19 protein-coding genes are annotated in these 25,380 nt (G+C 72.2%); 11 read left to right on the top strand and 8 right to left on the bottom strand.

Features of this window, described 5'->3' with window-relative positions:
- Positions 1–296: 296 nt before the first annotated feature.
- The 5 genes from WME83_RS01055 (at position 297) to WME83_RS01035 (ending at position 5,850) form a co-directional block, all read left to right on the top strand.
- Positions 297–959: an RNA polymerase sigma factor gene (locus WME83_RS01055; protein ID WP_437317398.1), complete on the top strand. Its 663-nt coding sequence runs from the start codon at positions 297–299 to the stop codon at positions 957–959.
- A complete protein-coding gene (locus tag WME83_RS01050) occupies positions 956–2,239 on the top strand; it encodes a hypothetical protein (protein ID WP_437317397.1) in 1,284 nt (427 codons plus the stop codon). Before WME83_RS01055 ends, WME83_RS01050 begins: the two co-directional genes overlap by 4 nt.
- A gap of 150 nt (positions 2,240–2,389) precedes the next feature.
- Positions 2,390–2,971, top strand: a complete 582-nt coding sequence (locus tag WME83_RS01045) for a hypothetical protein (RefSeq protein ID WP_437317396.1) — start codon at positions 2,390–2,392, stop codon at positions 2,969–2,971.
- A 181-nt stretch (positions 2,972–3,152) separates the two neighbouring features.
- Positions 3,153–4,355 (top strand): lanthionine synthetase C family protein, encoded by a 1,203-nt coding sequence (locus WME83_RS01040; RefSeq protein ID WP_437317395.1) that lies wholly within the window; start codon positions 3,153–3,155, stop codon positions 4,353–4,355.
- Between the two features lie 70 nt (positions 4,356–4,425).
- Positions 4,426–5,850, top strand: coding sequence for a M20 family metallopeptidase (locus WME83_RS01035; protein WP_437317394.1), 1,425 nt, complete (start codon positions 4,426–4,428; stop codon positions 5,848–5,850).
- A 34-nt stretch (positions 5,851–5,884) separates the two neighbouring features.
- Here WME83_RS01035 and WME83_RS01030 read toward each other — a convergent pair whose 3' ends face one another.
- Entirely contained in the window at positions 5,885–8,500 is a 2,616-nt protein-coding gene (locus tag WME83_RS01030; protein ID WP_437317393.1) for an ATP-binding protein, read from the bottom strand.
- Between the two features lie 211 nt (positions 8,501–8,711).
- The gene (locus WME83_RS01025; protein WP_437317392.1) at positions 8,712–10,553 is read right to left on the bottom strand and encodes a vanadium-dependent haloperoxidase; all 1,842 of its coding nucleotides are present in this window, start codon (positions 10,551–10,553) and stop codon (positions 8,712–8,714) included.
- A 343-nt stretch (positions 10,554–10,896) separates the two neighbouring features.
- Between WME83_RS01025 and WME83_RS01020 the strand changes: the two genes are divergently transcribed.
- The gene (locus tag WME83_RS01020) at positions 10,897–13,005 is read left to right on the top strand and encodes a radical SAM protein (protein ID WP_437317391.1); all 2,109 of its coding nucleotides are present in this window, start codon (positions 10,897–10,899) and stop codon (positions 13,003–13,005) included.
- A gap of 51 nt (positions 13,006–13,056) precedes the next feature.
- Here the strand turns inward: WME83_RS01020 and WME83_RS01015 are convergent, their stop codons facing one another.
- Positions 13,057–13,959: a helix-turn-helix domain-containing protein gene (locus WME83_RS01015; protein WP_437317390.1), complete on the bottom strand. Its 903-nt coding sequence runs from the start codon at positions 13,957–13,959 to the stop codon at positions 13,057–13,059.
- A 104-nt stretch (positions 13,960–14,063) separates the two neighbouring features.
- Here WME83_RS01015 and WME83_RS01010 point away from each other — a divergent pair, with 104 nt between their 5' ends.
- The gene (locus WME83_RS01010) at positions 14,064–14,444 is read left to right on the top strand and encodes a cupin domain-containing protein (RefSeq protein WP_437317389.1); all 381 of its coding nucleotides are present in this window, start codon (positions 14,064–14,066) and stop codon (positions 14,442–14,444) included.
- Between the two features lie 327 nt (positions 14,445–14,771).
- On the opposite strand, the gene WME83_RS01005 is transcribed toward WME83_RS01010, so the two are convergent.
- Positions 14,772–14,897 carry a hypothetical protein gene (locus tag WME83_RS01005; protein WP_437317388.1) on the bottom strand — a complete coding sequence of 42 codons (126 nt, stop codon included), beginning with the start codon at positions 14,895–14,897 and terminating at the stop codon, positions 14,772–14,774.
- Here WME83_RS01005 and WME83_RS01000 point away from each other — a divergent pair.
- Complete coding sequence (locus WME83_RS01000; protein ID WP_437317387.1) at positions 14,896–18,273, top strand: carbamoyltransferase N-terminal domain-containing protein; 3,378 nt, start codon at positions 14,896–14,898, stop codon at positions 18,271–18,273. The genes WME83_RS01005 and WME83_RS01000 overlap by 2 nt on opposite strands.
- A gap of 57 nt (positions 18,274–18,330) precedes the next feature.
- Here the strand turns inward: WME83_RS01000 and WME83_RS00995 are convergent, their stop codons facing one another.
- Both WME83_RS00995 and WME83_RS00990 read right to left on the bottom strand, forming a co-directional pair.
- Positions 18,331–18,771: a hypothetical protein gene (locus WME83_RS00995; protein ID WP_437317386.1), complete on the bottom strand. Its 441-nt coding sequence runs from the start codon at positions 18,769–18,771 to the stop codon at positions 18,331–18,333.
- 68 nt (positions 18,772–18,839) lie between these two features.
- Complete coding sequence (locus WME83_RS00990; protein WP_437317385.1) at positions 18,840–20,003, bottom strand: hypothetical protein; 1,164 nt, start codon at positions 20,001–20,003, stop codon at positions 18,840–18,842.
- A gap of 302 nt (positions 20,004–20,305) precedes the next feature.
- On the opposite strand from WME83_RS00990, the gene WME83_RS00985 reads away from it, so the two are divergent.
- Both WME83_RS00985 and WME83_RS00980 read left to right on the top strand, forming a co-directional pair.
- On the top strand, positions 20,306–20,968 hold the full coding sequence (locus WME83_RS00985) for a lamin tail domain-containing protein (protein ID WP_437317384.1): 663 nt from the start codon (positions 20,306–20,308) through the stop codon (positions 20,966–20,968).
- 58 nt (positions 20,969–21,026) lie between these two features.
- Positions 21,027–22,037 (top strand): hypothetical protein, encoded by a 1,011-nt coding sequence (locus WME83_RS00980; protein ID WP_437317383.1) that lies wholly within the window; start codon positions 21,027–21,029, stop codon positions 22,035–22,037.
- 61 nt (positions 22,038–22,098) lie between these two features.
- On the opposite strand, the gene WME83_RS00975 is transcribed toward WME83_RS00980, so the two are convergent.
- The gene (locus WME83_RS00975; protein WP_437317382.1) at positions 22,099–22,713 is read right to left on the bottom strand and encodes an NAD(P)H-dependent oxidoreductase; all 615 of its coding nucleotides are present in this window, start codon (positions 22,711–22,713) and stop codon (positions 22,099–22,101) included.
- 167 nt (positions 22,714–22,880) lie between these two features.
- Positions 22,881–23,786 carry a helix-turn-helix domain-containing protein gene (locus WME83_RS00970; RefSeq protein WP_437317381.1) on the bottom strand — a complete coding sequence of 302 codons (906 nt, stop codon included), beginning with the start codon at positions 23,784–23,786 and terminating at the stop codon, positions 22,881–22,883.
- Between the two features lie 271 nt (positions 23,787–24,057).
- Here WME83_RS00970 and WME83_RS00965 point away from each other — a divergent pair, with 271 nt between their 5' ends.
- Positions 24,058–25,056: an SGNH/GDSL hydrolase family protein gene (locus tag WME83_RS00965; protein ID WP_437317380.1), complete on the top strand. Its 999-nt coding sequence runs from the start codon at positions 24,058–24,060 to the stop codon at positions 25,054–25,056.
- Positions 25,057–25,380 lie beyond the last annotated feature (324 nt).

The raw sequence follows: 25,380 nt of genomic DNA, 5'->3' as shown, positions 1-25,380 counted from the left end.
CGCCCTGTATATCAAAGAAGCACGTCGCAGGGCGATCGGAGCGGCGCAGCGCGTGCGCTGCCGAGGAGGGCGGCGGCGGTCGCCGCTCGACGCGCATCGGACCGCCGCGACCCGGGCGCGCGCTCCGCGAGGGGGCGCGCGCCGCGAGCGCGCCCGGGTCCGGCCGCGCGATCGTCGCCGCCGGCGCGCGGAGAGGAAACCGACGGCGAGCTCGGTTGTGGTGAGGGCGAGATGGCGGAGCTCATGGTCGGCTCATGGTGCGTCGCGGCGGACGGGTCCCTCGCGCGGAGGCTCCCGTGAACCTCGCCGCGCGATCTCAGCTCGGCCCACAGGCCCGGGCCGAAGAGATGCTCTCCCCTCCGGGCGACGACGGGCGCGACGACCCGACCGAGCGCGTCGGTCCGGCGCCGCCGCCGGGTACCCCGGCCACGGCGCGGCCCTCGGGCGCGGCGGCGCTGGAGCTCGAGGCGCTGTACCGCCGCCACCATCGCCTGGTGTACCGCCTCGCCCTCCGTTACGGCCACGGCAACGTGGCCTGGGCAGAGGACGTGACGCAGGACGTGTTCCTCGACCTCATGAAGGCGCTCGCGACGCTGAGCGATCGAGACAACCTCGAAGGATGGCTGTACCGGGCGACCTCGAATCGATGTCTGAACCGACTGCGGCGGGACCGGTTCCTCGCCCTCCCGCCCATCCGCTGGCTGCTCGGGCAGGACCAGGCCGATCCGCGCCCGGCGCTGGAAGACGTGACCATCGCGCGCGACGATCTTCGCCGGGCGTTCGAGGCGCTGGGCAAGCTGCCTCCCAAGGAGCAAGTCGCGTTCTCGATGTTCTATCTCGACGGCAAGGAGCAGGAGGAGATCGGGAGCGTCCTCGGCCACTCCAAAGGGTACGTGTGCAAGCTGATTCAGCGGGCGGTCGCGCGGCTCCGCGACGCCGGATGGGAGGTGAAGCCATGACGCGAGACCGTGACCTGCTCGCGTTGCTGCGCGAGGTGGACGAGCGGCTCGCCGCGGCGACGCCGCCGCCCCGACGAGGGGCGCGCGCCCTCGCGCGGCTGCGCGGGGCGCGCCCTTCGCTCGTCGGGCGCGTGGGACGCCCGCTCGTGCTCGCGGTCGCCGCCGGCGCGGCCGCGGTCGTCTTCGGCGCCGCCCTCCAGCGCCCTGCGCCCCCCGAGGTCTCCACGCGCAGCCCCGCCCATCCGGCGGTCGGCATCACCGGCGATCGCCCTGATGGAGACGGCGGGCTCCCCGAGCGCACGCCCGCCGACAACCACGAGGCGGCGCCGCCCCGGATCCACGCCCCGCTCCTCCGAGGCCCGTCCCGCCCGATCGCCCCGTCGCCGCGGACCTCGCCCCCTCCGCCGCACAGCTCCGCGGCGCCGCCGGACGTGCGCGAGGCGCCTTCGGGGCGGCGCCGCAGCGAGCTCCCCGTCGACCGCGTCCCGCCCCCGCCGCCACGCGCGCGTACCCAGCCGCCGGCCGTCGCGCTCCCGTCGAGCCGGGGATGGGTCGACGCGCCGGAGAGAGGTCTGTCCCCGCATGCGTCGCGCGGACAGCCCCCCTCGTGGCACCGCAGCTCCGGCGGCGCAGCCGCCCCTGCGGAGGGCGCCGGACAAGACGGGGAGCACGGCGCCGAGAGCAGCGCGGCGGGCCCGGACGAACCTGGAACAGCGGAGCCAAGGCCCCCGCACGAGGAAACGAGCTGCCGGACGGCGGAGGCCTTGTGGCGCGAGGCCGAGGCGAGCTGCGGCGCGCAGGGCCTCGCCCTCGGCGAGGTCAGGCTGCTCGATCCGTGCAGCGGCGGCGGCTATGGCCGTATCGAGCACACGTGCGCCCACGGCGAGCCGACCGAGTGCTGGCGCGGCGAGCTGGGGGACGGGCTCACGTGCGTTCACGGCGTCGAGCTGAAGGATCAGGCCTACATCACGTGCAGGAACCAGGGCGCGGACCTCGCCATGTTCGATTACGAGAGGGACAGCCCTGGCTGCACCGGCGTCACGACGGCCAGGGCCTTTTACGAGTGCTGCCCGGCGGCGGAGCCCCTGCCCTCGCCCGCGTGCTGGACGAGCAAGATCGACCACGGCGACGCGTGCCAGCCCGTGCAGACGCTCGATGAAGAGGCCAGCGCCCTGTGCGCGGAGACCGGCCAGCAGCTCTTCCACATCGGGTACGGCACAGGCGTGCTGCTCTGCCCCGAAGCATGGGTCACCAGCGCGCTCTTCACCTGCTGCCCGTGAGCCGCGGTCGCAAGATGGCCTGACGGAGGAAACCGGCAGGCCGGCCGCGGTTGATAGAGCGCGGAACGACGAAGAGAGCGCGGCGACCGGAGCTCCGGCGGCGCGCGCGTCGACGCTGCCCGGCCGGAGCCGGGCTTGACGGAGGATATCATGCGTTCTTTCTGCACGATGGGTCTCTTGTTCACCCTATCGATTCCCGGCCTCCTCGCCGGCACAGGCTGCATCAGCCCCGAGCTTCCGGACCCTGACAGCGATACGGTCTCGGCGGGCGTGGAGAGCGCCGACGCCGATCACGGATCGAGCTGCGATGGCGACAAGCTGCCGCCTCCCCCTCCTCCGCCGGAGACGTGCTGGGGCGGCGAGCTGGGGGACGGGCTCACGTGCGTTTACGGCGTCGAGCTGAAGGATCAGGCCTACATCACGTGCAGGAACCAGGGCGCGGACCTCGCCATGTTCGACTATGAGAGGGACAGCCCTGGCTGCACCGGCATCACGACGGCCAGGGCCTTTTACGAGTGCTGCCCGGCGGCGGAGCCCCTGCCCTCGCCCGCGTGCTGGACGAGCAAGATCGACCACGGCGACGTGTGCCAGCCTGTGCAGACGCTCGATGAAGAGGCCAGCGCCCTGTGCGCGGAGACCGGCCAGCAGCTCTTCCACATCGGCTACGGCACAGGCGTGCTGCTCTGCCCCGAGGCCTCGGCCACCAGCGCGCTCTTCACCTGCTGCCCCTGAGCCGCGGTCGCGTCCCTCCCCTCTGCGCTCCGCGCGATGAAGCCTCACCGATGACGGGGGTCGCGCAGGCGAGGGAGCACGGCGGCCGCGCTCGCGATCCCGGCCGCCGTCCCGCGTGTCGCGCTCCGCTTCGCTGCTATCCTCGGCCGGGCCGCCGCGCCGTCGCGGCGTCCAAGGCCGCATGACCCTCTACGATCCGACACGGCACGTCACCCTGCCGCCCGAGCCCTGGGACCCCGGGCGGGCGCAGGCGTGGCTCGAGCGATGGGCCGCGGACGCGCTCGCCGCGCGGGGCCGGCACGGCTGGCCGGTGCATCCGCGCGACGCCGAGGACGCCCCGGGCCCGGGGGCGCCCCGCCCGTACCAGGGCCTGTACTTCGGCGCCTGCGGCGTCTGGCTCGCCCTCGCCCGCGCGGCGGCGGCGGGGTTCTGCGAGCTGCCGATGCGCCTGCCGGAGATCTTCGACGAGGTGCTCGAGGCGTACCTCCGCTCGCCCGACGACGGCCAGCGCGTGCCGTCGTGGTTCCTCGGCGAGAGCGCCCTGCTGACGGTGTGCTGTCTGGCCCGACCGGACGCGCGCAAGGCCGATCGCCTGGCCGAGATCGTCCGCGACAACCGCGACAACCCCGCGCGCGAGGCGCTGTGGGGCGCGCCCGGGACGATGCTCGCGGCGCTGTTCCTGCACGAGGCGACCGGGGACGAGCGCTGGGCGGCGCTGATCCGCGACAGCGCGGCGGCGCTGTGGGAGAGCTGGATGCGCGACGAGGCCCTCGGCGTCTGGCTGTGGGAGCAGGACCTGTACGGCCGCCGGGTCCGCTATGTCGGCGCCGCGCACGGGTGGGCCGGCAACCTCTATTCGCTCTGGCGCGCCCACGCCCTGCTGAGCCCGGAGCAGCGATCGCAGCTGCGCGCGCGGACGCTGGAGGGGCTCGGCCGCCTGGCGACGATCGACGGCGAGCTCGCCAACTGGCCCGCGCACGCGGGGCCGCCGTCGAAGCCGCTCCTGCAGTGGTGCCACGGCGCGCCCGGGATCATCACGTCGCTGCGCCACGCGGATCTGCCCGAGGCGCTGCCGCTGCTCCTGAAAGGCGCGCGGTCGATCGTGGCCGCCGGGCCGCTGGCCAAGGGCGTGGCCCTGTGCCACGGCACCGACGGCAACGGCGCCGCCCTGCTCGAGATCTACCGCCGCACGCAGGACGCCTCCTGGCTCGATCGCGCCCGCGCGTTCGCCATGTGGGCCGTCGCGCAGTCCGAGGCCGAGCGCCACCGGGCCGGCCAGTGGCGCTACAGCCTGTTGACCGGGGACGCCGGGCTCGCCTGCTATTTGCTCGACTGCCTCGACGGGCGCAGCCGCGGCATGCCGGGGATCGACAGCCTGTGGTGAGCGCCTCGCGCCCCGGCGCTGTAGAGTCGGCCCCGGAGAATACCGCCGTCCTCAACCCCTGGAGAGGTCCATGCTGACGAAGCTCGACGAGAGTGAAGCCGTCGCGTCCTGCGAGCGCTGCTGGGAGCAGGAGATCGTCCCCGCGCTGCACGACTACATCCGCATCCCCAACAAGTCGCCGGCCTTCGACCCCGCCTGGCGCGAGAACGGCCACATGGACAAGGCGGCGTCGCTCCTCGCCGCCTGGTGCAAGGCGCAGCCGATCCCCGGGCTCACGGTGGAGGTCGTGCGCCTCGAGAACCGCACGCCGGTCATCCTGATGGAGGTGCCGGGCAGGGGCGACGACACGGTGCTCCTCTACGGCCACCTCGACAAGCAGCCCGAGATGACGGGCTGGCGGCAGGGGCTCGGGCCCTGGGAGCCGGTGCGCGAGGGCGATCGGCTCTACGGCCGCGGCGGCGCCGACGACGGCTACTCGGGCTTCGCGTCGCTCGCCGCGCTGCGCCTCCTGCACGAGCAGCGGCTCCCGCACGCGCGCTGCGTGGTGCTCATCGAGGGCTGCGAGGAGAGCGGCAGCCCGGACCTGCCCGCCTACATCGACGCGCTCGCGGACCGCATCGGCAAGCCGAGCCTGGTCGTGTGCCTCGACTCGGGCTGCGGCAACTACGACCAGCTCTGGACCACGACGTCGCTCCGCGGGCTCCTCCAGGGCACGCTCGAGGTGAGCATCCTGCGCGACGGCATCCACTCGGGCGTGGGCAGCGGCGTCGTGCCCTCGAGCTTCCGCATCCTGCGGCAGCTCCTGTCGCGCATCGAGGACGAGCGGACCGGGCGCGTCCTCGTGGACGCGCTGCACGTCGAGATCCCGAAGGAGCGCGTCGCGCAGGCGCGGGCCGCGGCCGAGGTCCTGGGCGCGACGGTCGTGAGCGAGCTGCCGTGGGTGCAGGGCGCGCGGCCGGTGACCGCCGAGGTGGCCGAGCTCCTCCTGAACCGCACCTGGCGCCCCGCGCTCTCCGTGACCGGCGCCGACGGCCTCCCGCCCATCGCCAGCGCGGGCAACGTGCTGCGCCCGTTCACGCGGGCGAAGCTCTCGATGCGCATCCCGCCGCGCGTCGACCCGAAGAAGGCGGCGGCGGCCCTGAAGGAGACGCTGGAGCAGGACCCGCCGTACGGCGCCGAGGTCCGGTTCCGCGTGAGCGAGCCGTCGCCCGGCTGGGACGCGCCGGCGACGGCGCCCTGGCTGGAGGCGGCGGTGCGCAAGGCGTCGCAGGCGTTCTTCGGCCGGCCGGCGATGGGGATCGGCGAGGGCGGGACGATCCCCTTCATGGCGATGCTGGGGGAGAAGTTCCCCGAGGCGCAGTTCCTCATCACCGGCGTGCTCGGGCCGCAGTCGAACGCGCACGGGCCGAACGAGTTCCTGCACCTCGGCATGGGGAAGAAGCTGACCTGCTGCGTGGCGAGCGTGATCGCCGACCACGCCGCGCGGCCGCGCTGAGGGGCCGGCGGCCGCGCCCGGCGCCGCGGCGCCCTCAGCGGCCGCGCGCGCCCGCGCCGGGGGCGGCCGCGAACGTGAGCACGACCCGGGCCCCGCGCTCGCGGCCCTCCTCGATCCGGATGGATCCGCCGAAGCTCTTCATCCGGTTCGCCGAGAAGTGCAGCCCGATGCCGTTCGCGCCCTCCCGGGTCGTGAACCCGTATTGAAACACCTGCATGCGCGCGGCCTCGGGGATGCCTGGCCCGTTGTCCTCCACGGCGCAGCACACCTCGGCCCCGTCCTGCCACGTCGAGATCTCGATCCAGGGCTCGCGCGCCTCCGCCTCGCCGAGCGCCGCCCGCGCGTTGTCGAGCAGGTTGTAGAGGATGGTCAGGAGATCGTGGCGGTTCGCCACGACGTCGTCGACCGGCCGCAGATCGAGCTGCAGCGCGACGCGCGCGTTCACGAGCGCCACCCCGTGCGCGTGCAGCGACTCGTGGATCACCTCGCTCACGGAGAGCCGCTCCGTGCGGTACGCGTTCCTGTACGCGTACCGCTCCTGCGCGCGGATGGCGTCGCGGATGACGTCGAGCTGCTCGCGCAGGCGCTCGACGTCCGCCGTCGTCTCCGCCTGCTCCTGCTCCAGGGCGGCGAGCGCCAGCTCCACGTAGCGGCGCAGGCTCTCGCTGCGCGGCTCGCCCGCCGGCTCCGCGAGGTCCGCGCCGCCGCCCGCGAGCAGCTCGCCGAGCGCCCGCGAGAGCCGCGGCAGCCGCGACCTCGCCAGGCGATCCCGCACCAGATCGGCCGTGACCCCGGCGCTGCTCAGCGTGTTGCCCGCGCTGTGGAGCACGTCCATCGCGACCTGCGCCATGCCCGAGTGCCGCGCGATCTCGGCCTGCTCCGCGCCGAGCTGCTGGTACGACCGGTAGAGCCGCACCATCGACCGCACGCGCGCGAGGAGCTCCCGCGGCGAGAACGGCTTCACCAGGTACTCGTCGGCGCCCCCGTCGAGCCCCGACGCGATCGCCTCGTCGTCCGCGCGGGCCGTGACCAGGATGACCGGCACGTGGCGCAGCACGGGGTGCGCCTTCAGCCAGGCGGTGAGCTCGATGCCGGACATCCGCGGCATCATCACGTCGGAGACGATGACCTGCGGGGGCGAGCGCTCGATCAGCTCCTGCGCCTCGATGCCGTTCTGCGCCTCCAGGAGGCGGTAGCTCGGGGACAGCAGCGCGCGCATGAACTGCCGCATGTCCGGGTTGTCGTCGACGAGCAGGAGCAGCGGCCGTTCCGCCTCCGCGGCCGGCCGCGCGGCGCGCGGGGCCCCCGGCGGGCGGCTCGACGTGCGCGCGGCGCGCGGCGCCCCGGCGTCCGCCTCCAGCCCCTGGCCGTCGGGCGCGGCGCCCACGGGCGGCAGCGAGCTCAGCCAGCGCCGCGTCTGCGCCGTGCTGTTCTCGCTGCGCGACCTCGGCTCGTCGCTCTGCGGCGGGCCGTCCTCGACCGACCGCGGCAGGCGCACGCGGACGGTCGTCCCCTGGCCGAGCTCGCTCTCGATGGCGACGGCGCCGCGCATGAGCTCCGCGAACTGCTTGACCAGCGAGAGCCCGAGCCCCGTGCCCTCGTACCTCCGCTTCACCGAGCCGTCGACCTGGGTGAACTTCGAGAACAGCTTGCCGAGCTCGCCCCGCGGGATGCCGATCCCCTCGTCGCGCACGCTGAGCTCGAACGAGGCGTCGTCGAGCGCGCGCAGGGAGACCTCGACATGCCCGCCGGCGTGGGAGAACTTCAGCGCATTGCTGATGAGGTTGAGCAGGATGCGCTCGTACTTGTAGCGGTCCAGGAGGACCACGCCGAGCGCGTCGCCGCTCATCGACAGGGTGCGGCCGCGGGCCACCGCGCTCGGCCGGATGTCGTTCAGCATCAGCGCGGTGAACCGGTAAACATCCACGGGCTCCCAGTCGACCTCCATGCGCGCCGCCTCCGCCTTGGAGAAGTCGAGCAGGTCGCTCACCACGTTGAGGAGCCGCGCCGTGTTGCGGCGGATGAGCTCCAGCTCGTCGCGCACGTCGCCCGGCAGGGCCGCGTGCTGGGCCTCGAGGAGCCGCTCCAGCGGGGACAGGATCAGGGTGAGGGGCGTGCGCAGCTCGTGGCTCACCGCGGCGAGGAAGTCGCTCTTCGCGTTGTTGGCGCGCTCCGCCTCGTCCTTGGCGCGCTCCGCCTCGTCCTTGGCGCGGGCGAGCGCCATCTCGGTGAGCTTGCGGTCGGTGATGTCGGTCCAGGAGCCGAGGATGCCGAACACCTCGCCGTTCTCGTCCTTGAGCGGCACCTTGCACGTGAGCAGGTACCGGGTGCTGCCGTCGGCCTGGCGCTGGGTCTCCTCGATGTTCAGCATCGGCTCGCCGGACTCCATGACGGCCTTGTCGATGCGGATGTAGTGCTCGGCCTCGTCGCGGGTCCAGGGCAGGTCGTAGTCGGTGAGGCCGATGATGTCCTCGGCGCGGCTCAGCCCCGCTCCCCGGGCGCTCATCTCGTTGGTGCCGAGGTAGACGCAGTCGCGGTCCTTCCACCAGATGCTGTAAGGGAACGTCGAGATGATGTGCCGTAAGAGCTGCTCTTGCTGGGGCCCCGGCAGGAACGGCGGCGTGCGCTTTCTATCTTTCGGATCCGACATAGGAAGGCCGTGACGACGGGCGGAGCTTTCCGTGGCCGTCCGCGCGACGCTCCTGGCCGGCGGCCGCCACGCGACCTCCCCTGCAGTCTTGCCGCTCCGCGTGCCGCCGGGGATGGACCTGAGACCCGGCGAGCATCCTATCTCACGCCGCGGGCGCGGCGCAAACCATCGGCCTGGGAGGCGGGGCCGCCCCGACGGCGGTGAGGCCGGCTCAGATGGTGATTCGCGTGCCGTCGAACCGGGTGAAGGTGAACCCGTCGAACGGCTCGCGGAAGGTCCGGCGCTCGTCGCGGAGCAGGCTGATCGCCACCGCCTCGCCGAGCGCCAGCGACGCCGCGGCGTCGGTGCGCCAGTGGATGCCCGCCCAGTTGCGCCCGAAGGCGGCGTTGGTCGCCAGCTTGTTCAGCTCACCGCCCACGGTCAGGGGCGGCCCGCTGTAGGGGACGAGCCGTGTCGGGTCGGCCGGATCGGGGACGAACGGATCCTGGATGACGTGGTCCTCGTCGAAGAACGCCTTCAGGAGCGTCACGTTGACCCCGGCGATGGCGGCGGCGCCGCCCGGGTACGACCCGTGGAGCGGGGCGCCCTCCGGGAAGGCCTGCGGCAAGAGGTAGCTCCCGAAGGTGTCGAACGTCAGCTCGACCGCCAGCGAGCCGAGGATGTCGTCGTGCAGCGGGTAATCGCGCCCGTTCGCGAGGCGGTTGTGGACCAGCCCGCCGTACGCCTCGGGGCGGAGGCTGCGGTGCACGAACCACTTCTGCCAGTAGGCGGCGCGGATCGCGCGCGACGTCCCGAAGGGGAGCAGGCCCTGCAGGTAGGCGAGCGAGAAGGTCGCGGCGGCCGAGGCCTGCGTCTCCGACGTGAGGTAGGGGTTCGTGGGGCTCAGGGGCGCCGCGATGCCCCCCGGCACGCCCGGGTTCGCGCTGCGCGCCGCGCCGAGGAGCAGCGCCGCGCCCCAGAAGCTGGCCGCGCCGCCGTGCACGTACTCCGCGAGATCGCGCCCGGTCGAGAGGTAGCGGCGCACCGGGTCGTACGCGATCGACCGGGTGGGGCTGAGCCCGTTCTGCACCGCGAGCCACTCGTTGTAATCGGTCTGGAAGTCGTTGCCCGGCAGCGCCGTGCGGAACGCGCCTTGGAGCACCTGCGGGCCATAGGGGATGTCGCGCAGGAGGAACTGCGAGATGTAAGGGCCGTCGAGCACGCCGGGAGGGACCACGTGCTTGGCCGTCCTGCCCGAGCGATCCCGGGGATCGGCGTAGGTGACGCTGCCGCGGAACAGCGTCTCCAGCGTGACGCGGCCGCCGGCGCGAGGGCCGGTGTAGCCCGAGAGGCGATCGATCTCCTCGATCGCGTCGGCCACGTCGCTGCTGTCGGCGTAGCTCTCGAACGGCACGTCCCGCAGCAGCGCCTTCCAGTAGACCTCGACCGCCTCGGCGGCCTTCTCCGCGCTCGCCAGCGCGGGCGCCGGGGGCACGCCGATCTGGGCCGGGGTCGTGCCGATCAGGCTGACGGCGAGCGTGCCGATCGGACTGACCAGCTTGCGGGTGCCGCCGAGCGGGATGGCCTCGAAATCGTCCCATTCGCGCGACGCGTGGGCGCGCGAGGCGACGCGGTACGCGGCCCGATCCACCTCGCCTCGCGCGTCGTGCGGCAGGCCGCGCGTGTCCGTCCCGATCTTGTTGGGATAGCGCTCCTCGTCGCCGTTGTCCGGGTGAGGCGCGATGGGCTCCTCGAACTGGTCGACCGCGGCCTCCACGCGCACGCGCAGCGCGCGCAGGCGGAGCTCGTGATCGAGCGGCGAGACGCGCGGATCGCGGCGCAGCGACCCGATCCCGTCGAGCAGGTCGTCGACGCCCCTGCCCCGCGCCGCTTGCGCGACGCCGGGGCTCCCGGCGAGGACGCCGCCCACCGCGAGCGAGCCGGCGACGCCCATGAAGGCGCGCCGGCCAGCCGCCTTGTCGGCCCTCGGTCGCGCCGCGGCGCCCTCGGGGCTCTGGGCGTCGGGCGTCGAAGCATCGCTCCGGGGATCGCGATCGTGAGAATCGATGGTCATGGCGTTCAGCTCCGTTGGTTGCATGGAGGTCGGCGTCCGCCGGCCGCGCGTTCGCGGCCGGGCACCCGTGAGATCCGGCCCGTGAGCTCGGACGGAGGCGTCTCGTCCAGGAAGCGGAGAGGATGAATGCAGAAGACGAGCTTCCGGCGGCGCGCGCTCCGAGCGCTGACGAGGCCAGGAGGGAACAGGCAGCGGTCTCCGTCCGCCTATCCGTTTTACAGGATGAACGTCTACTATAACGGATAACGTCGAGCAAGGACTTTGTTTTGCGGCGCACCTGCGGGCTTTTGTCGTCCGGGGCGAGCTCGCGTTCCGGACGCGCAAAATGAGTATCCTTCGCGCCATGGAAGACGCGATCCCCCTCCCGTCACGCGATGAGTTCCGGCCGCACGCGCTCGACGGGGCGCTCCTCTGGTTCCACCCGCGGACGGGGACGAACGTGCGCTGGGACGGGGCCGAGACGCGCCGGCTGACGAGGCGGGCCCCGCGCGTCGCGCTGTTCGGCATCACCAACCGGTGCAACCTCGCGTGCTCGTTCTGCTCGCGGGACCGGGAAGCGGGGAGCGAGTGGACGGTGGACGGGGCGTTCGACGTGCTCTCGGGCCTCGCGCGCCGCGGCCTCCTCGAGGTGGCGTTCGGCGGAGGGGAGCCGCTCGCATTCGCCGGCTTCGACGAGCTCTTGACGCGGCTCGCCGAACGGACCGGGCTCGCCCTCCATTTCACCACGAACGGCACATTGCTCACGGAGCGGAGGCTGCGCGCGCTCGCGCCGCACGTCGGGGAGATCCGCGTCTCGGTGTATCGAGACACGCCCTGGGAGGACCGGCTGGAGCTGCTCGCGGCCGCGGGCGTGACGTTCGGCGTGAACGTGCTCGCGACGCCCGCGCTGCTCCCTTCGCTGCCCGCGCTCCTCGCGCGGCTCGCCCAGCTCGGGTGCCGCGACGTGGCGCTGCTGCGGTATGTAGGGCTCGACCCGGACAACCACCTCGGCCCGGAGGGCGAGCGTCGCCTCGCCGAGATCATCGCGGACAGCCCTGTTCGGGCGCGGCTGTCGGTCTGCTTCGGGGACCGGCTGGAGCCCGTACCGCGCCTCTTCGAGGGCGTGGACGGCGATTGTGGGGCCGGCCTCGACTTCGTGACGATCACCTCGGATCGCACGCTCAAGGCCTGTTCGTTCCAGAAGCGGGGAACGCCCGTCCGGTCGGCGGACGACGTGCTCGCCGCCTGGTCTGCCGAGCGAGCGCGGCTCCTCGGGCCCGCGCCGCTCCCGGGCTGCGCCCGCCCCGCGCGGCGCAAGGCTCGGCTCTCCGACGGTATCCGCATCTGGCAGGGGTTCTCCGGCAACAACAGCGGCGACTGCGTGCTCGTCGGGCGCTTCGAGGAGCTCGACGACGCCCGCCGCTACATCGACGATCTCTTGCCGGGATGGATTCCGGGCGAGCCGTTCGGGAAAGAGTGGCGATCGCTCCTGGAGCGCGAGGGGATCCGCCTGGGGGACGGAGAGGTGGCGCCGGACTCGATCGCGCGCGTCGGGCGGACCGTGATGGTGCACACCGACATGGCCGTGGACGACGACTTCCCGTCGCTGCGAGCGCTCCTGTGGAAGCGGGGCGGACGAGCGGTGTATTCCGGCGTCCACGAGCACGATCCGGTGGAGATCGTGGCGGGCCTGCGGTTCGAGGACGCGGCCTCGCTGGAGGCGGCGGAGATCGCGCTGGCGGTGGACGACGTCGCCGTCCTCGAGAGGCGCGGCCTCGACCTGTACGGCCCCGTCCCGGTCCGCCACGTGTCGCTCTCCTCCGGGGCGCCGGATCTGGGAGCGCTCCACGGCACCCTCTTGCAGCTCCAGGCGATCGCCGAGAGGCACGGCGCCCACCTCGCCGCCGAGCTGGCCCCGCTCCCCGGTCAGGCCCGCTGGCCTCAATGGCTCGCTGCTCGCCCGCCGAGCGCCGAGCGCGCGCGACTCTGGGCCTCGTTCCCGGACGCCGCGAGGGCCGCCGCCGTGGCCGGCTCGCTCGACGGCAGGGCGGTGATCGCGGACCGCTATCTCATCGCCACGTCGGCGCGGATCCCGGCGCGCTACGGCTTCCAGATCCAGCGCGCCGGCGGGACCGCGGAGTGGATGGACGGCGGCCCGGTCCGACTCTCCGCCACGTTCGGGCGGCGTTCCCAGGAGACTACGGAGAGCATGACGCCCGCGGCGCTCAAGGTGGCGTTGCGGCCTTATCTGACCGCGGAGGACGAGCTCGCGACCGACCAGGGGTGGATCCACCCCTTCGCCACGGTGAGCACCGCCGAGCCGGGTCGCGTAGTGCCCGCGCTCGTCGACTTCGCGAGCAGCCACGGGTTGCAGATGTGGCTCGACGCCGCGCCGCGTGACCGCATCGTCGCCGTGATCGCGCGCCTGGAGGACGACCTTGCCCGGGCGCAGAAAGCTGCGCGGACGAAGTAGCACGCCGTCGCTCGCGCGCTCACCGCTGAATCGTGGCTTCGGTCCCGACAGCTACCGCCCCGGGGCGGCCTTCGCCCGAGCCTTCGCGCGCTCGGAGGGGGTAGCGCCGGGCATCGCTACCGGGCGCCGCGCGAACGCCGCGCGATGGGCGAGCGGGCTGCGGCCGGTCGTCGCGGCGAACGCGCGCGCGAAATGGCTCTGATCGCAGTAGCCCGCGTCCGAGGCGATCCGCGCGATGGAGCGCGCCGGCCGGCGCACGAGCTCGTCGGCCGCCCACGCGATGCGGAGCTTGCGCAGCAGATCGCCGGGCGCGACGCCGTACGCCTCACGGAACGCGCGGGCGAAGTACACCGGGTGCAGGCCGGCATCGGCCGCGAGCGCCGCGACCGTGAGCTTCTCGCGGAACTCGGTGCGGACCCGCTCGTACGCGCGCGTGAGCCACGCCGCGGGCGACGCCGGGCGCCTGCCGTCGTCCGCGAGCGACAGCGCCAGCATCTCGAGCGCCAGCCCCTCGACGAGCAGGGCCTTCGCGCGGTCGCTCGCGCCGAGCTCTCGCCGCAGGCGCGACGCGAGGGCCGTGACGGCGGGGCGCGCGAGGACCGCGGCGCGATCGATGCGGAGGCCGCACTCGTCCAGGAACGCGGGGTCGATCTCGAGCTCGACGTTGACGACGCCCGCGCTCGAGATGTCGTTCGCGTGCGGCTCTCCCCCGGGGCGCAGGACGACGGCGCCCGGCTCGCACCGCGCGGGGCGCGCGCCGCGGTGCTGGACCTCGACGAGCCCGCCGCCGGCGATCGCGGTGAGCGAAGGCTTCTCGTGCGCGTGCTCGCCGATGCGCATGCCGCCGGGGTAGAGGGCAACGGCGAGCCGCAGCCCGCGCAGCGACGCCTCGCCCGTCATGTACTCGCGGCGCGCGGGGAGCGGCAGCTCTTGCGGGGCGCGACGGCACGACATCAACGTGAGCGTACCGCCGAGGTTGCGAGCGTACCAGCGGGGTTTCGCCCGTACGAGACGGGGCCGCCGGGCGCGCCTACGTTCTGCGGCGAGGAGGCCCCGCGATGGCCACGAATTTCGACGACCGCTACATCACGCGCATGGATAACAAGTACGGCACGCTGACGCCGATCGACATTCCGGCCGAGGTGGCCGCCCACGAGCCGTGGTTCAACCAGACCCTGACGCGGGTGAACGATGCCCTGCTGCGCCTCGGCATCTTCCGTGGCGAGTACCATTGGCACAAGCACGACGTCGAAGACGAGTGCTTCGTGGTGCTCGAGGGCGAGCTCTACCTCGATGTCGAAGGGCGAGGAACGGTGACGCTGGGCAAGCACATGGGCTACACGGTGCCCAAAGGGGTCTTGCACCGCACGCGCGCGACGGAGAAGACCGTGGTGCTCATGATCGAGGCGGCGACGGTGACGCCCACGGGCGACCCGTAGCCCCCCTTCGCCCATCGCGCGGCGGGCGCGGCGCGCCGAGCGCCGCCTCGCCACGCCCTCGTTCACCCGCGGGCCGTCCGGGGTTCGCCCGCGCGGCCGTCAGCGCCGCGAGCCGCTCGCCGCCGCGCTGCAGCCTGCCCATCCTCGCCGCGACTCGTCCGTTACAACGCACAAATTTCCGCCATAAAGGACACGGCCGAGCCGTGGCCTCGGCAGCCGGCCGGACGCACGAGCGGCCGCCGCGCTCCGCCCGCCGATCACCCGCTGCCGCGGTCCGTGAATGTCGCGACCCACCCGTGCATCGGAGGCGTCTGGCGCGGGGAGCGCCTACGTCCACCACGCCGCCCGCGGCGAGCGGGTCAGCACGATTCCTTCGCCTCCGGCGAGGCCGCAGCACGAGCCGAGCAACGCCGGCGCCAGCACAGGTACCAGCACCCCGAAGGGCAAAGCCATGTTTCTCCTCGCTCAACAGACCCACCGGATGCTCGTGTCGTATCACCCTCGGATCGGCCACCTGTACGTCCCCAACCAGAAGGCGCGCGTCCCGCATGAACGCGGCGGCTATCTGGTCCGCACCAACGCGCAGGGCTTCCGCGCCGATGTCGACTACGCGCCGCGGCGGCAGGGCAAGCCGCGGATACTCGTGTTCGGGGACTCGATGACCGCCGGCGACGGCTGCGAAAACCACGAGCGGTACACCGAGCACCTCGGCCGCCTCCTCTCCGCGGAGGTCTACAATTACGGGCTCTCCGGGTCGGGCACGGACCAACAGACCCTCATCCTCGAGGAGCTCGCCGCCGGGGTCGAGGCCGACCTGATCGTCCTCGCCGTGTACATCGACAACGTCGATCGCGTCCTCTCGACGCACCGCGTTTCGATCGACAGCGCAACCGGACGCAAGCTCCTGGTGCCGAAGCCCTATTTCGAGCTCGTCGATGGCGAGCTCGTGGTTCGCCAGCAGCCGGTGCCGCGAGACAGGCCGGACGCGGGGCTGGCGTGGGAGCACCACTTCCCCAGCATGCCCGGGCTGGCCATGCTGTACAGCCAGCTGCGCGGCGTCCCCGTCGAGCCGGCCAACATGACCCCCATCACGCGGGCGGCCTCGGACGTGATGGAGCGGCTGCAGGGGCAGCCTCTGTTCGATCAGCTCGTTCGTTTCGCCGCGCCTCGATCGTGGGACGACATCAGGCCATTCCGGCCATGGATACAGCGGATGCTCGGCTTTCGCCCCTGCTCGGCGCACTACGATCAGCCGACGTCGGACGGGTCCAGGCTCCTGCGAGCCATCATCGCCAGGTTCGTCGAGGCCGCTCGCCCTCGTCCGGTCCTCCTGATGCCGGTCCCGGTCCGCTACTATTGCCAGATCCCGAGCGCGGCGAGCTATCAAGCCTTCTTCGCGGACACGGCGCGCGATCTCGGCTGCGAGCACCTCGACCTGCTCGGGGAGCTGGCGCGGCTCCCGTTCGACGAGCGCAAGCGCATCTCGTTCCCCATCGACCCGCACTTCAGCCCGGAAGGTCACGAGCAGGTCGCGAGGATCCTCGCGCGGCACATCGAAGATCGTGGCTTGCTCCCGGCGCGGAGCGCGCCAGCCCCGGCGCGGAGCGCGCCGGCGGCCGGAGGCGTCGTCGCGCAGCCGCGGCATGCCCGCCCGCGCGAGAAGTACATCCTCGGGATCTCCTGCTTCTACCACGATTCCGCGGCGTGCATCGTGCGCGACGGCGAGGTGGTGGCGGCCGCCGAGGAAGAGCGGTTCTCCCGGGTCAAGAACGACCGAGGTTTCCCGCGCCAGGCCATCAATTTCTGCCTGGAGGAGGCGAGCGTCGCGCTCTCGGATCTGGCCGCGATCGCCTACTACGATGACAGCGCGCTGGCCTTCGAGCGCGTCCTCTCGAGCGCCGCGGCCGCCGGCCGATCCGCGCGGGATCCGTGGGCAGCCATGCTCCCGTCGTGGCTGTCGACAAAGCTCCGGATCGCCGAGGTGCTGGAGCACGAGCTCGCCTACAGAGGCCTCGTGCTGGAGAACTTGCACCACCGCTCGCACGCCGCGAGCGCGTTCTTCCCGTCCCCGTTCGAGGAGGCGGCGATCCTGACCATCGATGGGGTCGGCGAGTGGAGCACCGCGAGCATCGGCGTCGGCAAAGGCTCCGAATTGCGCCTCCTTCAGGAGATGCGGTTCCCCCACTCGCTCGGGCTGCTCTACTCCGCCTTCACGCAGTTCACCGGCTTCAAGGTGAACAGCGGCGAATACAAGATGATGGGCCTGGCCCCCTACGGCGAGCCGCGCTACGTCGACAGGATCCTCCAGAATCTCGTCGAGATCCGTGACGACGGCTCGATCCGCCTGAACCTGGAATACTTCACCTTCTTCGGGGAGGACACCATCACGAACGCGAGGTTCGCGGCGCTCTTCGAGGGGCCGGCGAGGGATCCCGCCGCGCGCATCACGCGCCGAGAGATGGATCTGGCTCGCTCCGTGCAGGTCGTGATCGAGGAGGCGGTCCTCAAGATGGCGGCGCACGCGCATCGCCTGACCTCGGCCTCCAAGCTGTGCATGGCCGGCGGGGTGGCGCTCAACTGCGTGGCCAACGGGCGCATCTTGCGGGAAGGGCCGTTCGACGAGATCTGGATCCAGCCCGCCGCCGGGGACGCGGGAGGCGCGCTCGGGGCAGCGCTCGACGCCTACCACAGCCACTTCGGACAACCTCGGCGCCCGGCGAGCTCGCCCGGCTCCGCGCAGCGCGGCTCCTATCTCGGGCCGGCGTTCTCGTCCAGCGAGGTCGAGGCCTTCGTGCAGACCCACGGCCTTCCGTGCGAGCGCCTCGAGCCGTCCAGCCGGGCTGCCCGCGTCGCCGAGCTCCTGGCCTCGGGTCGGGTCGTCGGGCATTTCAGCGGGCGCGCGGAGTTCGGCCCGCGCGCGCTCGGCGCGCGCTCGATCCTGGGCGACGCGCGCAGCAGCGAGATGCAGGTCACGCTCAACCGGAAGATCAAGTACCGCGAGTCGTTTCGACCGTTCGCGCCGTCCGTTCTGGCCGAGCGAGCCAACGAGTACTTCGACTGCGCGGGCGAGAGCCCGTTCATGCTGCTCGTCGCGCCGCTCGTGGAGGACAAGCGCAAGCCGTTCTCCCGCGGCAGCTCCGAGGATCTGCTCGAGGTCGTCCGGGCGCCCCGCAGCGATGTGCCGGCGGTGACCCACGTCGACTATTCGGCCAGGGTGCAGACCGTGACCCGCGAGGCGCACCCCACCTACCGGGCCGTGATCGACGCGTTCGCCGAGAAGACGGGTTGCCCGGTGATCGTCAACACGTCGTTCAACGTGCGCGGCGAGCCGATCGTCAACACGCCCTACGATGCCTACCGCTGCTTCATGCGGACCGACATGGACGCCCTCTTCATCGAGGATCATCTGTTCCTCAAGGAGCAGCAGCCGCCGTGGCCGGAGAAGGGCGGCGCGTACGACGAGTGGGCGTCCGTCGGGGCTCCGGCGCCCGAGCAGCTGACACGGCCGCTCGAGCGCCTCTTCGACCGCGATTTCATGCCCGCGGTCACGGACATCGCGGGAGGGCTCGCCAAGACAGGGGCGGCCACGCTCTCTCCGGCGGATGGCCGGTGGGAGCGGATCGACCCGGCGACCTCCTATCCGCGCGTCCTGGAGCGGCGCCCAGCGCAGCCGGACGCCTTCGGGCGCGCGATCACGAGCGGCTGGAGCTCGCCCGAGCTCGCGCGCGCCCTGGCCCCCGTCATCGCGAAGGGCGTTCGCATCGTCGGCCACGTGCCTCCTCGCGCGCAGCGGGAGGTCGTGTCCGACACCATGTACGTGATGTTCTGAGCGCGCGGGCCTCGAAGCGGCCTCGCCCGGCCAGGCGCCCGGTCAGCGCGCGGCGCCTCAAGCGCGCTGTTTCGCGGCGCCCTCGGTCGCGTCCGGGCCGTCCGGGGGCGGCAGCGCGACCGTCAGCGCCTCGACCCGCGGGAGCTCGCGCCGCAGGCGAGCCCGCTGGAAGTCGGGGTCGAACGGGCCATTGAACCAGAGCACCAGCACGTAGATGCCTCCGAACGACTCCGCCATGTACGAATCGTCAAGAGATCCAGCGGGATGAGCGACGCGGAGCCGCCCGCCTCGGCGGAGGGGCGGCCCCGGACGTCCGGCGAGCTCCCGCTCGGCGAAGCGCGCGGCGAGCGGAAGGACGGTCGACGCGACCGGCCAGGCACACCAGATGTTGTTCGATTCGTCGATCACGGCCGCCGCGGCGGCCCCGGCGCGGGCGACCAGAGCGCGCAGGGTGTCTCGCAGCGCCTTCCACTCGGGGACGTCCTCGCTGAGCGGCATGCCTTCAGCATAGTGCATCAAAGCACCGGACGCCGCCGGAGAAGCGGCCCGCGCGCGGGCCGCGGGGCTCACTGGATGACCGAGTCCGTCACCGCGATCGGCGTGTCGTCGTGGTTCGAGATCTGCGGGTAGGTCGGGTACCAGGATCCGCCGATGTTCTCGGTGATCACCGACCGATCGATGACGATGTTCCCCGAGTGGTCGTTGCTCACGAAGAAGATCGCGCTCCCGTGGGCGTTCACCTCGTTCCGCTCGATCCGGGTCCCGCAGAGCGTGAGCGTCATGGTGTTGCCATCGTTGTAAATAGCCCCGCCGCTGCCGCCGCCCGGCGTCCCCGCCATGGCGGGGTTGCCGCCGTTCCCGATCGCGCGGTTGTGGGAGAACAGGCTGTTCACGACCGTCCACGAGACGCCGATGCTGCTGATGCCGCCGCCGTTCGCGCACACGTTGCCGTAGCCCTCGGCGCCGCCGAAGGTGCTGTTCACCACGTAGACCGGCAGACCGTCGTATTGCATGAAGGCGCGGATCCCGGCGCCGCCGACGTCGGGGCCGGCGGCGTCGCACGCGTTGTTGAAGAAGCGCGCGTTGACGACCTTCAGGCGCCCGCCCTGCGCGAAGATGGCGCCGCCGCCCTCGTCGTCATCGCCGGTCGAGTCGCCCTCGATGAAGGTGAGGTTCTGGACGGTCAGCCGCGGGTGATCCTGGTTGTCGCAGTTCGGCGTCGTCCACACCTGGGCCTCGTCGCAGGTGTTCATGTAGAGGATGCGCCGCTCTCCGCCGCCGCTCAGCGTCACGAGCCCGCCGCCGTCGATCACGATCTCGGGGCCGGTATCGTTGAAGATCTTCGCGGTCTCCTCGAGCGTGATGGTGATCGGGTCGGGGCCGCAGTCGAAGGTGATGATGCCGCCGGCCGCGACGCCGCTGACGACGGCCTCCGAGGTGCAGCTCTCCGGCGTGCCGTCGCCGATCACCGTGGTCGGGGACGAGGTGTCGGCGGCCTGCGCCTCGGCCGGCACAGCGCAGCTCCCGTCGGGGTTGCCCGCCGCCGGGCCGCCGCCCTCGTGCGCGGGCGATCCCGCGCCGGCGCCGCCCGCGCCGCTGCCCGACGCGCTCGCCGCTCCGGCGCCCCCCGTGTCGGTCGTCCCCTCCCCTCCGCTCGAGTCGTCCGCGCAGGCCTCGAGCGCGGTCACCATCGACAGGCACAAGATCAGCTCCAGCGATCGTCGCATCATGTCCTCCTCACCCCGAGAGCAGGCTGGCAGCGGCGTGGACCGCTCTCGGACCGCTCTCGCCGCACCACGGCGCTGGGCATGGTACCCCACCTCCGCGGCGCTGCCCCCTGAGCCGATGGCGCGCCGGGCGCGTCCACCGGCGCTGCGACCGGCGGCGCAGGGCGGCCGCGCTGGTGATCCCGCCGACTCGAGCGCGGCGCTGGAACGCGCAGGAGGACCCACGGCCGGGAGCCGCCCGCGCGCCGCCCCCATTGACGCACCGCCGGAGCCGCCGTGTGCTGTGCGCCGAGGAGAACATCGTGATGGCACAAGGTCGATTCATCATGCTTTGCTTTGCCGCGATCTGCGCGGGAGGCTGCGGTTCGAGCGACGAGCCGGGGGACGCCACCACGACGGCCGCGTCGTCCCAGGCCGCGAGCGGCACCAGCGGGGCCACGAGCGGCTCCGGCGGCGGCGGGTCCGGGGGAACGGGGACGGGGACGGGCGGCGGGCCCGCGTCGACGACCGTCGTGGTGAACGAGATCTCGGCCAAGGGCGGCGACTGGATCGAGCTCGGCAACCCGGGCCCGGGGTCGGCCGATCTCAGCGGGCTCGGCCTCTGCGACTCCGACGACAGCGGGGCGTGCAACACGGCCGACGCGCTCACGTTCCCCGAGGGCACGCAGCTCGCCCCGGGGGCATACCTGCTCGTCCTCGGCGATCAGGCCGCCGAGGCCGGCCCCGGGCCCCACACCACGTGTCTGCCGGACGGCGGCCCGAGCAGCTGCTTCTATGCGACCTGGAAGGTCAGCGCCTCCAGGGGCGAGACCGTCCACCTCATCTCGGCGAACGGCCAGGTGCTCACCCAGCTGGAGTACCCGATCGAGGCGGCAGCGGACGGCGAGACGTGGGGCAGGCTGCCCGATCTGACCGGCGAGGGCGCCGTCACCGCGCCGACCCCGGGGGAGGCGAACGCGGCGCCCTAGCGCCGCCCGCGGCGAGCGGCAGCAAAGCGTGCGAGAATCTCACCCCACAGGGAACCTCATGTCACCGATGCCCGCGACCGAGATCCTCCGCGCCCCGTTGCTGCCGCCGCGCCCCCTCCGGGCGCCCCGCCCGCGCGGCGGGCCTGCGACACGGGCCCTGGCGCGGCGCGCGGCGGCGCCAGCGCTCGCGCTCTCGCTGCTCCTTCCGGGCTGCGGAGCCTCGGATCCGCCGCCGCCGGAGGTGCGGGTCACGGGCTGCCCTCTCTGCGCCGGGGTGGCGCGGGTCGGCGCGCTCCCGGAGGGCGACATCGACGAGTGCTCCGGCGTGGTCGCCAGCGGGCTGCACCCGGACGCGCTCTATGTGCACAACGACCACGGCGACGACCCCCGGTTCTTCGCGATCGGGCTCGGCGGCGCGCTGCGGGCCGAGGTGGACGTGGCCGGCGCGGCCGCGATCGACTGGGAGGACATCGCGCGCGGCCCCTGCCGCACGGGCGAGGGCAGCTGCCTCTTCCTCGCGGACATCGGCGACAACGACAGCGAGCGCGACAGCTACGCGATCTACAGCGTGCAGGAGCCGGACGCGCTCGGCGGCGCCCCGCGCGCCTCGACCGCCGAGGTGTTCGTGATCTCGTACCCCGACGGCAGCCACGACGCGGAGACGCTGCTCGTTCACCCCACCACCGGGGCGCTCACCGTGGTGACGAAGGTCAACAAGGGCGTCTCGGAGGTCTACGAGCTGCCGGCGCTCCCCGCCGCGGGCGCGCCGGCGACGCTCGTCCACGCGGGCTCCCTCCAGCCGCCCGCCGGGAGCGCGCGCTTCACGGGCGGCGACGTGCACCCGGACGGCGCGGGGGTGCTGCTGCGGACCTCCTCGCACGTGCTCTACTACCCGATGACGCCGGATCAGACGGTGGCGCAGGCGCTGGCCGGCTCGCCCTGCGTGCTGCCGTCGGCCGACGAGGAGCAGGCCGAGGCGATCGCGTGGATGCCCGGCGGCTGGGACTACGTGATGATCGGCGAAGGCAAAAAGGAGCCGATCCACCGCGTGTCCTGCCAGGCGCCCTGAACGGCGCCCGAGGCCCCGGCGCCCGCCGTAGGTAGACCCGCCGGCCCAGCGCCCTCCGCGTTCACGCCGTCCCGGTGGCCTCGAGCCGCCTGGAGGCCTCGAAGAGCTCGCGGCCGATGGCGCGCGCGGCGGCCAGATGAGCGGCCGGATCCTGCGTCTCCGAGTCGAACAGGAGCTCGGAGGTCGCGACGCGCGCGCCGCAGTAATCGAAGATCCCGTGATCGATCTGCGTCTTCATGGCGCCGAGATAGCCGTGCCGCGCGTAGACCCGCGCGTCGCTGCCCGCGATGGCGACGAGGTGCACCCGGAGGCGGCCGAGCTTCTTCACCAGCCCGGACTCCAGGCCGAAGTCGAAGGCCCAGCCGTTGGAGAACACGCGATCGATCCACCCCTTGAGGAGCCCCGGCATCGACCACCAGTAGACGGGATAGACCAGCACGAGGGCGTCCGCGCGATCGATCCTCGCCTGCTCGGCGGCGACGTCGGCGGGCGGCGGCGCCTTCCTGCGATGGACGGCGAGATCCGCCGCGGTGAACCTCGGATCGAACGCCTCCGCAGCGAGGTCCGCGATCTCGAAGGAATCGCCGGACAGGGACACCTCCTCGGCGATCTGCGCGGCGACGCCATGGGTGAGCGACGTGGGCTCGGGATGCGAGACGACGATGAGCGCGTGCATGCAGAACCTCCTGCGCGACGGTCACGGGCGAAGGTGTGTTACTCTTGGTAAGTTACCTTTGGTAGATTGCCTTGTCAAGGCAGGGGCGGACCTCGCTGGAGCGCCGGCGACCTGCCCGCGAGCGGCGCCACCGTCGGCGGCGCGAGCACCGGCGACCGCGCGGCCCGTCACCTCTTTCGATACGCGCCGGGCGTCATCCCCGTACGGCGCTTGAACGCCGTCGTGAGGTGCCCCTGGTTGGAGAAGCCGCAAGCCAGCGCGATCTCGGCGATGGACAGCCGCTCGTCCCGGAGCATGGCCATCGCCCTCTCGATGCGGCGCGAGAGCACGTACTGATAGGGCGTCTGGCGAAAGGCGTGCTTGAACAGGCGCGAGAAATGGTCGGGCGAGTAGCCCGCCATCCCCGCCAGGTCGACGAGCCCGAAGTTCGAGGAGAGCTCGCTGTCCACGAACTTCTCGATCCGGGTGCGCTGGCTGATCGAGAGGCTCGTGCTGCGCAGCGAGCTCTCCGCCTTGGCCCCCGCGCCGTACCGCGCCGAGAGATACGAGGCCAGCGCCAGGGAGAGCGACTGGACGTACACGGCTCCCAGGTACTCCTGCCCCTCGGCCTGCGCCTGAAGCCGGAGAACCAGGTCGACCACGTGGGCGTCGACCAGGCCGAACTGCGGGCCCCGCTCCGGAACCAGGCCGGGGGACGGAGACGAGCAGAGGGCCAACATCGATGCTTCGGGGAAGTTCACGGCCGTGCACACGGACGGCCGCCCCCGCCACTCGACGCTGTGGAGCCTGGTCCTCCGCGGCAAGAGGTCCATCATGCCCGAGAGCCGCTCGAAGGAGTGCTCCCGGACCTCTCCTGACGTCGGGTCCGCGAAGCAGATGTGGACGTGCGAGGGGCCTCCGGTCCAGACCAGGACCGCATCCGATTCGTTGGAGAGCGCCTCGAACCGGCCGCTTTCGGGTACGTGCCCGATCCGGAGAGGCAGCCCCACCCAGTCCGATCCGGTGAGGGCCACTCCGTACTTTGCTGGAAGCTGCGCGGTCATGCTCGGCGTCGCCAGGAGCATCGTCGGCATCGAGGAACACAGCGGTCAAGCCCTTCGTGCGCGGGCCGCGTCCCAGCGCGCAGCTCTGCTCGCTTGCGCCGAGTGGATCGGACCCAGCACGTCGAGATCCTGAAAACCTTCGCCGGGAATTTGAACGACATCGCTGCGAGCGCCTCGTACCCTTCCGCCACTTCTCGCAGAGGCTGCGCGGGCGGTGTGGCAATGGGCCGAGCCCGCCGAATTTAGGCCATAAACATAATTTTCCACCACTTGGTCGCCTACGACCGGGAGCGCTGCTCACATGTCGCCTTCGACCTCTCCGCTTGTCGTCCGCCGTGGTGCATTCGGCGCCTTCGCCCGCGCGATTCCCCTCGCGTGCCTTCTCTTCGCCGGTTCCCTGGCCTGCTCCAGCGATTCTGACGGGTCGTCCTCGGGCTCGGGCGGGTCTGGAACGGCGAGCTCCGGCGGCGCTCCGACGACCGGAAGCGGCGCTTCGACCACGAGCGGTGCGGGCAGCGCGACCGGGACCGGTGGCTCCGGCGGGGGCGCGACCACGGGGAGCGGCGCGACGACGGGGAGCGGCGCGACGACCAGCGCCGGGGAGGGCGGAGCAAGCTCTTCCACGAGCGCGACCTCCGGCGGCTCGGGCGACGGTGGGGGCGCTCCCGATCCGGGGTTCCAGCCTTGCCCCGCGACGGGCCCCTGCAAGGTCCTGCCCCTCGGGGACTCGATCACCTTCGGTCTCGGCTTCGACGGCGGGTACCGGGTCGAGCTCTTCCGCCTGGCCCTGCAGGACGACCACGAGATCACCTTCACCGGCACGCAGCAGAAGAACGGCCCCGCGATGGTCGACGGCGTGACGTTCCCCCGCAATCACGAGGGGATCAGCGGGCAGACCATCCAGCAGATCGCCGGTCGTGTGCCGAGCCCGGCGCTCAACGAGATGCCGCACATCGTGCTGCTCCACGCGGGCACCAATGACATGGTGCAAGGCGCGAACGGCGCCGACACCCGCCTGGCCGCTCTCCTGGACAAGCTCATCGACGAGGCGCCCGACGCGCTGATCGTCGTGAGCAACATCATCCCTCTGCCGTTCGCCGCGAGCGCGGTCGATACGTTCAACGCCACCATCCCCGCGATGGTCGAGGAGCGGGCCGCCGCGGGCGCGCACATCATCTTCGCCGATCAGTTCACGGGTTTCCCGCCGTCCGAGCTCGGCGACAACGTCCATCCCAACCAGGCGGGTTACGCCCGGATGGCGGGCGTCTGGTACGAAGCGATCGAAGGCTACCTGAGGTGAGCCCGCCTGGGGGCTAGAGCACCGATCAGCTTGAAACGCCCAAGAATGAAGAGATTCGAACCACAGAGGCACAGAGGGCACAGAGGGGAGAGAAGAAATGGGATTTTTATTTCTCTTCCCTCTGTGCCCTCTGTGCCCTCCGTGGTTCATTTTCCCGGGGTTTCAACCCGTTCGACGTCCTAGCGCCTCACCTGGTTCCACCCACCACGAGCCGCGGCCAGGGATCCGGAGAGAGAATTCAACGGAAAGGCGCAAGGGCGCAAAGGCGCAAACGAACGAATAGAACAGGCCCCGGCAGGGACAGGGCCTGCGCCGGTACGACGC

Origin of the sequence: Sorangium sp. So ce385, assembly GCF_051474135.1 — a bacterium.
Taxonomy (GTDB): domain Bacteria; phylum Myxococcota_A; class Polyangia; order Polyangiales; family Polyangiaceae; genus Sorangium; species Sorangium cellulosum_D.
Note: the sequence above shows the minus strand (reverse complement) of the source record. Positions and strands in the feature narration are given on the sequence as shown.